Here is a 13,433-nt window from a genome sequence, read left to right on the forward strand (position 1 = left end):
AAGCCATTTCTGGAATTTTATATGCCTGTGCGAAACTCGTGCCAAGAAGAAAATGAAGCCTGTTTGTTGAACAGACTTGTTTCGACAAAGCCATCTTGCGCCATCGTTCTGTCATTGAAACGGTATTTGATGAGTTAAAAAATCTTTGTCAGATAGCGCATATGCGGCACCGCTCTCCTGCTAACTTTGTAGTGAATTTGTTAGCAGGGCTGGTTGCATATTGTTTAATTCCATCTAAACCAAAGATACCTGTGGCAAGAACATATCTTCAAGCATAATTGATAATGCTTATCCCGAACTCAGGTTAAATTAATGCTCACGCGTTTTGCAAAACCGAATTTCAGGGTAGCGTTCGCGGGTTAGATTAAGATTTACCATCGTTGGTGCAATATAACTGAGGTTATCACCACCATCTAAAGCCAGGTTTTGTTCATTTTTACGTTTGAACTCTTCTAATTTTTTTACGTCATCACATTCGATCCAACGTGCGGTTGACACATTTACTGGCTCATAAATAGCTTCAACATTGTATTCACTCTTCAAGCGCGCTACCACCACATCAAACTGAAGCACACCAACAGCACCAACAATAAGATCATTATTGGCTAAAGGGCGAAATACCTGAACCGCACCCTCTTCGGATAACTGAACCAATCCTTTAAGTAACTGTTTCTGCTTTAACGGATCACGTAAACGGATGCGTTTGAATAGTTCAGGTGCAAAATTGGGAATACCGGTAAATTTTAACGCTTCTCCCTGGGTAAAAGTATCACCAATCTGAATAGTACCATGATTATGCAAGCCAATGATATCACCTGGAAACGCTTCTTCAACATGGGAACGATCACCCGCCATAAAAGTAAGCGCATCTGAAATAACCACCTCTTTTTTATTTCGTACCTGATAAAGTTTCATACCCTTTTGATAACAACCAGACACAATCCGCAAAAAAGCCACCCGATCACGATGTTTTGGATCCATATTGGCTTGTATTTTGAACACAAAACCATAAAATTTTTCTTCCTGGGCATTAACAATACGCCTATCAGCCTGCCGAGGCATGGGGCTTGGTGCCCAATTGACCAAACCATTTAACATATGATCAACCCCAAAATTACCCAAAGCGGTGCCAAAAAAGACGGGTGTTAACTTGCCTTGTAAAAATGAGTCTAAATTGAATTCATGAGAAGCACCCTTTACCAGTTCAAGCTCTTCTCGTAGCTGAGCAGCAAAATCGTCTCCAATAACTTTGTCCAATTCGGTATTATTTAATCCTTTAATAATAACAACGTCTTGAATAGCATGCCCTTGCCCACTCTGATATAAAATAGTTTCATCACGATAAAGATGATAAACCCCTTTAAATAACTTGCCACAACCAATTGGCCAGGTAATCGGGCTACAAGCGATACTCAATTCACTTTCAACCTCATCCATTAATTCCATTGGATCGCGAATATCGCGATCCAATTTATTCATAAAGGTTAAAATAGGTGTATCACGTAGCCGTGTTACTTCCATCAATTTACGCGTACGATCTTCAACACCTTTAGCTGCATCAATCACCATCAAACAACAATCGACCGCCGTTAAAGTCCGATAAGTATCTTCCGAAAAATCCTCATGCCCTGGGGTATCTAGCAAATTAATCAAGCAATTTAGGTAAGGAAATTGCATTACCGAAGTGGTAATCGAGATCCCGCGCTGTTTTTCCATTTCCATCCAGTCAGATTTTGCATGTTGATTCGAACCACGCCCCTTCACTGTGCCAGCTTTTTGAATAGCTTGGCCAAACAATAGTACTTTTTCTGTGATCGTGGTTTTCCCTGCATCAGGGTGAGAAATGATAGCAAAGGTTCTACGCCGTGCTATTTTCTGACAAAAATTATTCTCTTTCATTATAACAACCCAACATACACAACATGATGTATAAAAAATTGGCAAGAATTCTACACCGACAAAGCCATTTTGAAAACAATTACTAACTCATTAAAAAATATTTTTCAGTTAGCCGATAAAATTAAATAGAAAAAAAGTAAAGAAAATTGTTTTTAGCTAAATATAGATTATTTAATTAAATCAGAAAACCTATTACTGATTATATTAAAGTCACTAATTAAAATATTTATTAGAATAAAGTAAGACTATTAAATGAAAAATTTTTACATAATACGTCAGATATTAACATATTACTCTTATAATACATATCATTAATAGCTATTAAGAATAATTTTAATAAATAATCGATTAATATTATTACCTAATGGTGTTCTCTACTATTTTATAAGCCTTTCTTTGCTAATATCTGTGCATGATTGCCAAAAATTTCGGGGACATCATATTTATTTGAAACAAATCCAGCAATTTGATTAACGATATCAAAATGATCCATATTATAATCATCACGGATTAATTAACCTAACCGCATACTATAACGTCCTACAAGCCCATCATTCTCTTTTTCTTTTACAAAAAGTTTATTCAACTGTCGCAATGGAAGATGAGAAACATCAAACATATTTATTCCTATATCAAGGAATGAATTTTTAATAAAACTACCGTATGAATAACCTGAGTTCGGGATAAGCATTATCAATTATGCTTGAAGATATCACGAGTTTCGCACCGACAAATAAACAAGTTATTTTTAAGTTCAATTCAATATAATATATAATTCGCAAAAATTGCTAATTCAAATATAACTTATTGAAATAAATATATATTTTATATTATTTAGTATCTTGCGGATAAAACATTATTTTAGCTATTTTTAGAACTTTATATGTCTGTGCGAAACTCGTGGATATGTTCCTACCACCGGTATCTTTGGTTTAGATGGAATTAAACAATATGCAACCCGCCCTGCTAATAAATTCACTACAAAGTTAGCAGGAGAGCGGTGCCGCGTATGCGCTATCTGACAAAGATTTTTTAATCTCCACGAGTTTCGCACAGGCATATAAAATTCCAGAAATGGCTTAAAAGCAATGGTTAATTTGCAAGTTACTAAAACGTATAAATTTTTAAATTACAATAAGTTACCTTTAATTTATAAGATTTTGTCTATTTATATATTATGCTGAATTAAATTTAAAAATAGAGCGTTTTTTTATTGGTGCGAAACTCGTGAACTCATCAAATACCGTTTCAATGACAGAACGATGACGCAAGATGACTTTGTCGAAACAAGCCTGTTCAACAGGCTTCATTTTCTTCTTGATATTCGTTATAGCTAGGCGACTTAATTTTGATTACAGCATATGTATTAAAAACAGGTCATCGATAGTGCATCCTGTTTCCATCTTTTTACGTTTAGCTTGAGACCATTTATGTTCTATAGGATTTAAATCTGGTGAATACACAGGCAAATATTCTATCTGGTGTCCTGCGTTTATAATTGCCTGTTCAATATTCTTACCTTTGTGAAAGCTAGCGTTGTCCATAAAAATAACAGAATTTTCAGGAAGTTCTGGGAGCAATATTTTTGTGATCCAAACATAAAAAACATCACGGTTAATATTGCAATCAAATAATCCGATAGCAAAAAGGGTTGTTCCCAATAAAGCGCCAATAACATTTGTTCTTCCCTTAGCACCCCAGTTTTTCAGGCCAAAACAACGGTGACCTTTTGGGGAATAGCCGTGAGTTCGTGGAGTGTCATGTGAAAAACCACTTTCATCAATAAAAACAACAGATTTATCTTTTTTTTCATACTGTTGTCTTTTTTGCTGATGTGCCAGCCTGTCGCTTTCGTTGGTTTTTGGATGGAATAGAGTTTTTTTTATAGGTTAATCCCAGCTTTTTAAGGGATTGCCAAATAGTCTTTTTACAAACACCGAATCGCTCTGCCCGTTCCTTTTGGTAAGCATCTGGATACTGTTCCACATCTTTTGCTAAAGCATTTTTATCGAGCTTCCTCTTACGTGGCGTTGAATTTTTTGGCTCTGGTCGTTTAAGCCAACGTACTAAAGACGCTTTTCCAATACGGAATTGTTTCGCAGTTTCTCGAATTGTTAAACCTTCGGCTTTCCTTACAGATATTACTTTACGTCGAAAATCAATTGTATAACTCATAACACACCTTGTAATCAAAATTAAGTCGCCTAGCTATATAAGGTTAATTCCCATTGTTTTCAGTTGCTGTTTCAGTGAAGCCGATAAATACCCTTTATCCGCATACAAACAACCAGAAAGATCTTTTATCAGCTCAGGTAATGGTTTCCGATCATCTGTGTTTCCTGGTGTAAGTCGAAAACTGAGTATTTCCCCCAAGTGATTGATAATTACATGAAGTTTGAAACCAAAGAACCAACCTGTTGAGGTTTTTCCTCGTTCAGCTATCCCATCGAAGACTTTATGCCGGCGGATCCGTAAGTTATCACACAGCTATCGGAGTAGAATCGGCAACCGACAGATCCGTGCACTTTCCCTTAATTGACTCAAACAGTGCCGTTAAAGCTAAGGCACTGCGCGGAAGTAACTCTACGCAGCGTGAATATGATGGCAAGTTAGGAAATTCCTTCCGGAGATATAAACGGACATGATAGAGATAAAATACCTTGAATTGGCTGAATCGGAGTTGATGAAACAAAACAACCAGTGTCATCATTTCAGCCAATGAAAGCTGAGTAGACCGTCTACGACGTTTACTACCGTTATTCAGCAAAATTTCATGTATTTTTGGCTCGAAGTCTTTACAAAAATCATCCATCAGGCAATAAAGTTCAGTAAGATTTTCCATCATTGTTTAACAATGCTCTACTCTTTAACCATATTGTTACACGAGTTTCGCACAAAACTAATTTGGGTACGCTAATAAAACACGGATGTGCTCAGTAATAGCATTTTTGATTACGTCCCAATTTTGTTGATAAAGGGTTATTTTTTCAGATATACGACGTTTATGTTGTTCAAACCACGCAGAAATAGCGAGAAAAATATGATTTCTTTGCGCTCGGCTCGTGCGAGCCTGACAGCGTTCAATACCACAATTTTGTTTAACTTCTCGATGATAAACTTCAACAGACCAACGGGCATCCATGATAGATTTGACGTATTCACGGGTGGGATTGTCTTTGTTTGTTACTCTGTAATCAATACGGCCGTTTTCGGCTGTAAATTTGAAAACAATCACCCAACCGTAGCCTCGTAAGTGTATTGGAGTTTCTTCTTCTGAGATGTCTAACTTGTTCAGTTGTTTGTTATGGTTAACAATCCTGTTTTTCCTCCGCGTGGTTACCCGAACCCAACCATGAGAGCGAATTGATTTCAGATTATCCAGGCTAGAATACCAGGCATCCATCACTACCGCTTCTGGTATGATCCCTCTTTTTTTAGCAAGAGCGAGCATTTCGGAAAAGTGCGTGTTTTTTGTGGTTGAATTAATCGCCATAGGTTTTTAGGTCGAAAATAGCCACGACTAATAGTGTCATGAGATAAAGGCGATGGGCTTACTTCTGATAACGCCAAACCAGAGTATCTTACACTGCTTACTTGTAGGAATGTTTTATAGATATTTTTAATGCATGGATAACCGGACAAAATATGAACACCCTAATTTTTTCTTGTTTTGAGCTTTATACTTCTTTTTTGGAGATTGCGAAACTCGTGTAATTCTAACTTTTTCAATCACGGTGTTCTCTTTATATTTCATCGAATCTGGCTGAAATAACACTAAACGAACTACCTCTGGGCAAGAAAAACTCAACGAATGTTGCGTATAACCATCAAATTGAGTTTTTAATCTTGGGTAAGTCTGGCAAATGCAGCTTAATGCGCTGGGTCCTAACGTTTTGTAAATCCGACACAATTTGTTACGATAAAAAAATGGACATTTGTCATCTTTATCAAGTGCAATAAAAGAGTATTTGTTAGTACCACTACCTTTAGGATATTTAATCAGATGTTTATCAGTGATCTCTTTGATCTCAATTTGATGTGCAGTTTTATATTTTTTATAAGTCTTCTTATCAATGTTAATCGTCCAACCACGACAACAATGAGACAAACACTGATCGCCTATACATTTAAATTTTTTATAAAAAAGCGGGATAATTTCTCTATATTGTTTCATTACAAATAGGCCTATTAAGCGAATATTGATACACAAATTACCACTTAATAGCGCCTATCAATGGTACTACTATCGAATCTAAACTATTTTTTTATCTTAATTAAGGTATTTAAATTTATAAGGCAGGCATACTATCAGGCAAAATAGTTAACGCCATAACCACTGCATCTTCACGTTTTTTTGCCGCCGGATAATAATTTTTTCTTATTGTGACAATATGAAAACCCAGTTTTTCATATAGCTGAATTGCCGCATGATTTGATTGCCGGACTTCCAACCATAAAGTTTTGATATCTTTGGTTGCCAAATGTTCGATCAAATAGCGTAGTAAACACTCACCATAACTTTGTCCTTGATAATCAGGATGAATAGCAATATTAAACAGGGTTGCCTCACCAAGCAGATATTGTGTGATAACGAAACCAACCAATTGATTTTCAAGACTGATTTTTAAATTAATATATTGCTTTCCTTTATTACTGTAGAATACCTTTTCACTCCAGGGAAAAGCATGACTCATGTTTTCAATAGCAAAAGCAGAGACTAAATCAGTTTGTTCTAAATTCGAAATTATTTTCATGCTGGCATATTTGCGCCCACAAAGCGCGTTTTGACTGAGGATCAGAATAAATTTCTTGCAATGGTAAAGTATGGATAACCCATGTTTTTGAACTAACAGGTAATTGCTTACCTATGATCCAACAAGGCCAAAGAATTTCTTTTGGTAACAACAGCGATACCTCTTTAGTTAATAAACAGCATACCTGACGACTGTCTATCATCATCGCTCGTAAAATATCTTTGACAAAAAGGTTACCTAAATCAATGCGTTCATCAGCGATGATAATTAATTGGGTAGCGTCAGGAATACACACTGCATGTTCACCACGTAGTAGCGCAGGATCGCGTAATGCCCATTGCACAATTCCCATCTGCTTTAGTAATTGATCTCTAATCGTCATCAAACTACTCCATCACAATATATACCGTGCCACCTTATCAAACCAAGCTATATAAATCAAAATAATAACATTGCAAAACCTAGCAATATAAACACAATTACTCTTTCTCTCTAACTATATTTATTTGCTGAATCTAAACTGCAAATAAATAGGGTAAATATACAAATTATTAAGTTATCAAGAAACAATATGATCACTAAATAATAGATAACAAGTAACCATTGGATTGAAATCTAATAATAGTGATACAATTGCGATAATAAGTTCATATCTCACAAATTTATCAAAATTTACGATTCTATGAGCGATATTTTTTACGCTTACGGTGAATATTTTCCTTTTATAGTTGGTAAAAGGAAACCTAATCTAATACAGGAGCCAGCATTTATGTCTTCACTGACGCCCGCTAGTGAAGTGATTTTACGCCATGATGAATACTTTATCGGCCGTCGTGTTTTAATCGCTGGTAACTTACAAGATAATACTAGCACAGAAATGAGCGCTGAAATTTTACATATTTTAACTAATCAATATCACTACTGGCTATCATTTAACAAAGCGCTAGGCGAAAGAGCCCATTATGACTTAATGCTTGAAAAAGCAGTGGCAATACAATTTAATACACTGATCTATTTTTGGTCTAAAAACAAGCAAGAAGCCCATTTTCAACTACACAATATTTGCTCAGTTTTACCAGTAGGTAGTGATATTTTTATTGTTGGTGAAAATCGTAGTGGTGTAAACAGCGCCGATAAAATTCTAGAAGAAATAGGCAGTGTACGCAAAATTGATGCAGCTCGGCGCTGTAGCCTCTATTATTGCCAGCTAGAAAAACAACCACACTTTCATTTAAATGATTGGTGGAATATCTATAAGGTCGCTGATATAACTATCAAAACCCTACCTGGCGTATTTAGTCAACAAGCGCTGGATGCCGGTAGTCAACTACTTCTTTCTACATTTGATAAACCCATTAAGGGTAAATTATTAGATATCGCATCCGGCTCCGGTGTGCTTGCAACGGTTATTGGCAAGAGAAACCCTGGCATAAAATTGACTCTCTGCGATACTCATGCTGCAGCGGTCACATCCTCTATTGAAACTATAAAAATAAATGGCTTAACTGGCGATGTTATACCAAGTGATATCTACTCTGCGATTGAAGATAGTTACGACTGGATAATTTGCAACCCACCGTTTCATGATGGATTAAAAACGGATTATTCAGCCGCTGAAGCAATCATCAAACAAGCATCAAATCATCTAAAACCAGGTGGAAAATTTAAAATGGTTGCCAATGCCTTCTTACCTTATCCAGATTGGTTAGATAAAGCTTTTGGTCGCCATGAAATACTTGCCCAAACAGGTAAATTCAAGGTTTATCAAGCCAGCAAATTTCGTTAAATCTGATACGATAAGTTTTTAGCAAAATAATTAATTATTTGAACAACATTGTTACCACTTTCGTTTTAAGTAACCTGAGTTCGGGATAAGAAATAAAGTGAAAGTCTTGCTATCAAATAGTTGAATGCGCATATTTCGTTAAAATACTCTAACAATCTGGTTAAAGAGTAGAGCATTGTTAAACAATGATGGAAAATCTTACTGAACTTTATTGCCTGATGGATGATTTTTGTAAAGACTTCGAGCCAAAAATGCATGAAATTTTGCTGAATAACGGTAGTAAGCGTCGTAGACGGTCTACTCAGCTTCCATTGGCTGAAATGATGACACTGGTTGTTTTGTTTCATCAACTCCGATTCAGCCAATTCAAGGTATTTTATCTCTATTATGTCCGTTTATATCTCAGGAAGGAATTTCCTAACTTGCCATCATATTCACGCTGCGTAGAGTTACTTCCGCGCAGTGCCTTAGCTTTAACGGCACTGTTTGAGTCAAATAAGGGAAAGTGCACAGGTCTGTCGGTTGCCGATTCTACTCCGATAGCTGTGTGTGATAACTTACGGATCCGCCGGCATAAAGTCTCCGATGGGATAGCTGAACGAGGAAAAACCTCAACAGGTTGGTTCTTTGGTTTCAAACTTCATGTAATTATCAATCATTTGGGGGAAATACTCAGTTTTCGATTTACACCAGGAAACACAGATGATCGGAAACCATTACCTGAGCTGATAAAAGATCTTTCTGGTTGTTTGTATGCGGATAAAGGGTATTTATCGGCTTCACTGAAACAGCAACTGAAAACAATGGGAATTAACCTTATAACGAATATCAAGAAGAAAATGAAGCCTGTTGAACAGACTTGTTTCGACAAAGCCATCTTGCGTCATCGTTCTGTCATTGAAACGGTATTTGATTTTAATGGGTTAAAAACACGAGTTTCGCACAAAACTAATTTGGGTACGCTAATAAAACACGGATGTGCTCAGTAATAGCATTTTTGATTACGTCCCAATTTTGTTGATAAAGGGTTATTTTTTCAGATATACGACGTTTATGTTGTTCAAACCACGCAGAAATAGCGAGAAAAATATGATTTCTTTGCGCTCGGCTTGTGCAAGCCTGACAGCGTTCAATACCACAATTTTGTTTAACTTCCCGATGATAAACTTCAACAGACCAACGGGCATCCATGATAGATTTGACATATTGACGGGTGGGATTGTCTTTGTTTGTTACTCTGTAATCAATACGGCCGTTTTTGGCTGTAAATTTGAAAACTGTCACCCAACCGTAGCCTCGTAAGTGTATTGGAGTTCTTTCTTCTGAGATGTCTAACTTGTTCAGTTGTTTGTTATGGTTAACAATCCTGTTTTTCCTCAGCGTGGTTATCCAGACCCAACCATGAGAGCGAATTGATTTCAGATTATCCAGGCTAGAATACCAGGCATCCATCACTACCGCTTCTGGTATGATCCCTCTTTTTTTAGCAAGTGCGAGCATTTCGGAAAAGTGCGTGTTTTTTGTTTTTCCATCAGAATCTTTATCATAAATAACCTGAGTTCGGGATAAGCATTATCAATTATGCTTGAAGATATGTTCCTGCCACCGGTATCTTTGGTTTAGATGGAATTAAACAATATGCAACCCGCCCTGCTAATAAATTCACTACAAAGTTAGCAGGAGAGCGGTGCCGCGTATGCTCTATTTGACAAAGATTTTTTAACTCATCAAATACCGTTTCAATGACAGAACGATGACGCAAGATGGCTTTGTCGAAACAAGTCTGTTCAACAGGCTTCATTTTCTTCTTGATATTCGTTATAAGGTTAATTCCCATTGTTTTCAGTTGCTGTTTCAGTGAAGCCGATAAATACCCTTTATCCGCATACAAACAACCAGAAAGATCTTTTATCAGCTCAGGTAATGGTTTCCGATCATCTGTATTTCCTGGTGTAAGTCGAAAACTGAGTATTTCCCCCAAATGATTGATAATTACATGAAGTTTGAAACCAAAGAACCAACCTGTTGAGGTTTTTCCTCGTTCAGCTATCCCATCGAAGACTTTATGCCGGCGGATCCGTAAGTTATCACACACAGCTATCGGAGTAGAATCGGCAACCGACAGACTCGTGCACTTTCCCTTAATTGACTCAAACAGTGCCGTTAAAGCTAAGGCACTGCGCGGAAGTAACTCTACGCAGCGTGAATATGATGGCAAGTTAGGAAATTCCTTCCTGAGAAATAAACGGACATAATAGAGATAAAATACCTTGAATTGGCTGAATCGGAGTTGATGAAACAAAACAACCAGTGTCATCATTTCAGCCAATGGAAGCTGAGTAGACCGTCTACGACGCTTACTACCGTTATTCAGCAAAATTTCATGCATTTTTGGCACGAAGTCTTTACAAAAATCATCCATCAGGCAATAAAGTTCAGTAAGATTTTCCATCATTGTTTAACAATGTTATACTCTTTAACCAGATTGTTAGAGTTTTTTAACGAAATATGCGCATTCAACTATTTAAATAGCAAGACTTTCACTTTATTTCTTATCCCGAACTCAGGTTAAATACGATAATCAATAGGAATTGATTCAACACTTGTCAGATCATGGCAAAGCAAATTAACTAAACCTATGCCAGCAATAACATCATGTTCATTACCTGAATATTGATAATGGACCATCTCTATTTTTTTACTACGTCACGAGTTTCGCACAGGCATATAAAATTCCAAAAATGGCTTAAAAGCAATGGTTAATTTGCAAGTTACTAAAAAGTATAAATTTGTTTAAATTACAATAAGTTGCTTTTAATTTATAAGATTTTGTCTATTTATATATTATGCTGAATTAAACTTAAAAATAGAGCGTTTTTTTATTGGTGTGAAACTCGTGTACGTGTTTTGGCAATCAATGTATCATCGGCAATTAGTACGCAAGGGCTTTTTTTGTCTATAGAAGGTTGAACTAATCGCCATAGGTCTTTAGGTCGAAAACATCTACTTTTTAGCCATAGGCTAACCAGTGTCATGAGATAAAGGCGATGGGCTTACTTCTGATAACGCCAAACCAGAGTATCTTACACTGCTTACTTGTAAGAATGTTTTATAGATATTTTTAATGCATGGATAACCGGACAAAATATGAACACCCTAATTTTTTCTTGTTTTTAAATTTATACTTCTTTTTTGGAGATTGCGAAACTCGTGTTATTATTTAATGAATAACTAATTATATATTTTTATCACTTTCAGGATTAATTTGTTCAGCACGGTTTTCACTTAAATCTTCTAATACATGATAAGCGATCGCACAAAAAAGCGAATTTAATCTTTTCATATCCCCAAGTAAACTAACATGTAAGTTGCTGGTATAGAGACTTTGTACATTTTGCTTATGTAGGCGCTCAACATGCGCATAAGCATAACGTTGATTTAATAATCGGAATCGATGTTTAGCTCTTCGTAATCGACGCGCATTATCTATGTCTCCAGATACGAATACCGACGTAGCTAAACTCAAATTATTCTGTAATCGTTCCATCAGAGTATTCAGTTCTTTAGTACCTGAAGGGGAGAAAAAATGTTGCTTATCAAATATTTTTTTAACCACTTCTGTTGCCATACGATTAATAATGGTGGCTGATTGCTGTAAATTCAAAGCAGTATCAATAATTTCAGCCCAGCGACGAGAATCAGCTTCCCCTAATTGATTTTGCTGAATTTGAGCCAAATAGAGTTTAATACTACTATGTAGCATATCGATCTCTTCTTCCAGGTGTGCAATATAACGCCGCTGTATTTTATTGCCCTTTAGAACTTCAGCCAAACGTTGAACCATTTGCTCAACAATATCCCCCATACGTAGTGTCTCTCTTACCGCATTGGCAATCGCTAATGAAGGTGTCTCCAACGCCGCTTTATCTAAATAACGAGGTGCAAAAACCTCGACCTCTACAGGAGAAATAGGAATAAAACGTTGGCATAAACGCGACATGAATTCGACAAATGGCAGCATAACTAAGCAACGCAATAAATTATAAAACACATGAAAATAGATCACCACTTCAGAGACATTAAAATTATAATGACCAATCCAGGCAGCTAATGGTTTAATCCAGGGTAAAATCATTATCGCGCCAATAAGCTTGAATAATAAACTGCCTAAAGCCACTTGCCGTGCCGATCCGCTTTGCTGGCTACTACCTATCATAGCTAATAAACCACTACCGATATTAGAGCCAATAACAATCGAGAGGCTAATATAAAGCGGTACGAGTCCTGCTACACTTAATGTTGCTGTCAACAAAACCGCTGCCAGACTGGAATAGGTGAGCATAGCAAATACCGCACCAACTAGTAGTGCTAGAATGGTATCACCGCTTAAAGAGGTAAAAATTGCTTGGATAGCGGACGAATGAGTAATTGGTGTTGCTGAACCAACAATAAGCTTTAAAGCTAATAAAATCAGACCTAGGCCAATCGCAACTCGCCCTAATTGACCAGAACGATTTTTTTTCTGACTAAGAAAAGTAATAACACCAAATAAAATTAACAATGATGATAACCATGCCAAATCAAAAGTTAACACCCGGGCCATTATCGCAGTACCGACATCAGCACCCAACATAATAACCATAGCTGGCGTGATAGAAATTAAACCTTGTGTCACAAAAGAAATAACTAATAATGCTGTCGCATTACTACTTTGTACTAAAGCAGTGACACCAATACCCGCTAAAAATGCACGCGATTTTTTACCGATACTTTTGCCTAATATTCGGCGTAAATCGCTACCGAAAACCCGCATAATACCAGTTCGGACAATATATGTGCCCCATACCAATAAAGCCACTGATGATAATAATTCAATTAATGTTAACATTAATTATCCATGCTATTTGTCTACAACTCATTATATTCATATTGACTCTTTTATATTAGCATTTGCAACCATTTGTTCGCTTTATTTAAATTCTTTATTAAAAAAT

12 protein-coding genes and 5 pseudogenes are annotated in these 13,433 nt (G+C 36.4%); 3 read left to right on the forward strand and 14 right to left on the reverse strand.

The features are described 5' to 3' along the window. Positions 1-59: 59 nt before the first annotated feature. On the forward strand, positions 60-278 hold the full coding sequence (locus AYJ55_RS26400; protein ID WP_425393815.1) for a transposase: 219 nt from the start codon (positions 60-62) through the stop codon (positions 276-278). Between the two features lie 31 nt (positions 279-309). Here the strand turns inward: AYJ55_RS26400 and prfC are convergent, their stop codons facing one another. The 10 genes and pseudogenes from prfC to AYJ55_RS15085 form a co-directional block, all read right to left on the reverse strand. Then, positions 310-1,899, reverse strand: coding sequence for a peptide chain release factor 3 (gene prfC / locus AYJ55_RS15050; protein WP_063657125.1), 1,590 nt, complete (start codon positions 1,897-1,899; stop codon positions 310-312). An 871-nt stretch (positions 1,900-2,770) separates the two neighbouring features. Next, positions 2,771-2,959, reverse strand: coding sequence for a hypothetical protein (locus tag AYJ55_RS29260; RefSeq protein ID WP_162505611.1), 189 nt, complete (start codon positions 2,957-2,959; stop codon positions 2,771-2,773). Positions 2,960-3,074: 115 nt separating this feature from the next. Continuing rightward, positions 3,075-3,230: a transposase gene (locus tag AYJ55_RS34695; RefSeq protein ID WP_425393816.1), complete on the reverse strand. Its 156-nt coding sequence runs from the start codon at positions 3,228-3,230 to the stop codon at positions 3,075-3,077. 21 nt (positions 3,231-3,251) lie between these two features. Continuing rightward, positions 3,252-3,785: an IS630 family transposase gene (locus tag AYJ55_RS15055; protein WP_162505291.1), complete on the reverse strand. Its 534-nt coding sequence runs from the start codon at positions 3,783-3,785 to the stop codon at positions 3,252-3,254. Continuing rightward, on the reverse strand, positions 3,709-4,074 hold the full coding sequence (locus AYJ55_RS15060; RefSeq protein ID WP_063653415.1) for an IS630 transposase-related protein: 366 nt from the start codon (positions 4,072-4,074) through the stop codon (positions 3,709-3,711). Before AYJ55_RS15060 ends, AYJ55_RS15055 begins: the two co-directional genes overlap by 77 nt. 36 nt (positions 4,075-4,110) lie before the next feature. After that, a pseudogene (locus tag AYJ55_RS33335) lies at positions 4,111-4,741 on the reverse strand (IS982 family transposase); the annotation flags it as partial. A gap of 57 nt (positions 4,742-4,798) precedes the next feature. Continuing rightward, positions 4,799-5,541: pseudogene (locus AYJ55_RS15070) on the reverse strand (transposase). Continuing rightward, positions 5,519-6,073, reverse strand: a complete 555-nt coding sequence (gene fliB / locus AYJ55_RS15075) for a flagellin lysine-N-methylase (RefSeq protein WP_162505614.1) — start codon at positions 6,071-6,073, stop codon at positions 5,519-5,521. The pseudogene AYJ55_RS15070 and the gene fliB overlap by 23 nt, the downstream one beginning before the upstream one ends. Positions 6,074-6,188: 115 nt before the next feature. After that, positions 6,189-6,653, reverse strand: a complete 465-nt coding sequence (gene rimI / locus AYJ55_RS15080; RefSeq protein ID WP_063657129.1) for a ribosomal protein S18-alanine N-acetyltransferase — start codon at positions 6,651-6,653, stop codon at positions 6,189-6,191. Continuing rightward, a complete protein-coding gene (locus AYJ55_RS15085; RefSeq protein ID WP_063657130.1) occupies positions 6,622-7,035 on the reverse strand; it encodes a DNA polymerase III subunit psi in 414 nt (137 codons plus the stop codon). Before AYJ55_RS15085 ends, rimI begins: the two co-directional genes overlap by 32 nt. 387 nt (positions 7,036-7,422) lie before the next feature. Between AYJ55_RS15085 and rsmC the strand changes: the two genes are divergently transcribed. Next, entirely contained in the window at positions 7,423-8,439 is a 1,017-nt protein-coding gene (rsmC, locus tag AYJ55_RS15090; protein ID WP_063657131.1) for a 16S rRNA (guanine(1207)-N(2))-methyltransferase RsmC, read from the forward strand. Between the two features lie 188 nt (positions 8,440-8,627). Continuing rightward, a pseudogene (locus AYJ55_RS15095) lies at positions 8,628-9,356 on the forward strand (IS982 family transposase); the annotation flags it as partial. 31 nt (positions 9,357-9,387) lie between these two features. Here AYJ55_RS15095 and AYJ55_RS15100 read toward each other — a convergent pair. From AYJ55_RS15100 to AYJ55_RS15110, 4 genes and pseudogenes are all read right to left on the reverse strand, one after another. After that, positions 9,388-9,990, reverse strand: a pseudogene (locus tag AYJ55_RS15100) (transposase); the annotation flags it as partial. Positions 9,991-10,018: 28 nt separating this feature from the next. After that, positions 10,019-10,891: an IS982 family transposase gene (locus AYJ55_RS15105; protein ID WP_063657426.1), complete on the reverse strand. Its 873-nt coding sequence runs from the start codon at positions 10,889-10,891 to the stop codon at positions 10,019-10,021. A gap of 442 nt (positions 10,892-11,333) precedes the next feature. After that, a pseudogene (locus tag AYJ55_RS36150) lies at positions 11,334-11,583 on the reverse strand (IS701 family transposase); the annotation flags it as partial. 91 nt (positions 11,584-11,674) lie between these two features. Beyond that, positions 11,675-13,327, reverse strand: a complete 1,653-nt coding sequence (locus tag AYJ55_RS15110; RefSeq protein ID WP_063657134.1) for a Na/Pi cotransporter family protein — start codon at positions 13,325-13,327, stop codon at positions 11,675-11,677. Positions 13,328-13,433 lie beyond the last annotated feature (106 nt).

The sequence above is a fragment of the Candidatus Arsenophonus triatominarum genome, assembly GCF_001640365.1.
Taxonomy (GTDB): Bacteria; Pseudomonadota; Gammaproteobacteria; order Enterobacterales; family Enterobacteriaceae; genus Arsenophonus; species Arsenophonus triatominarum.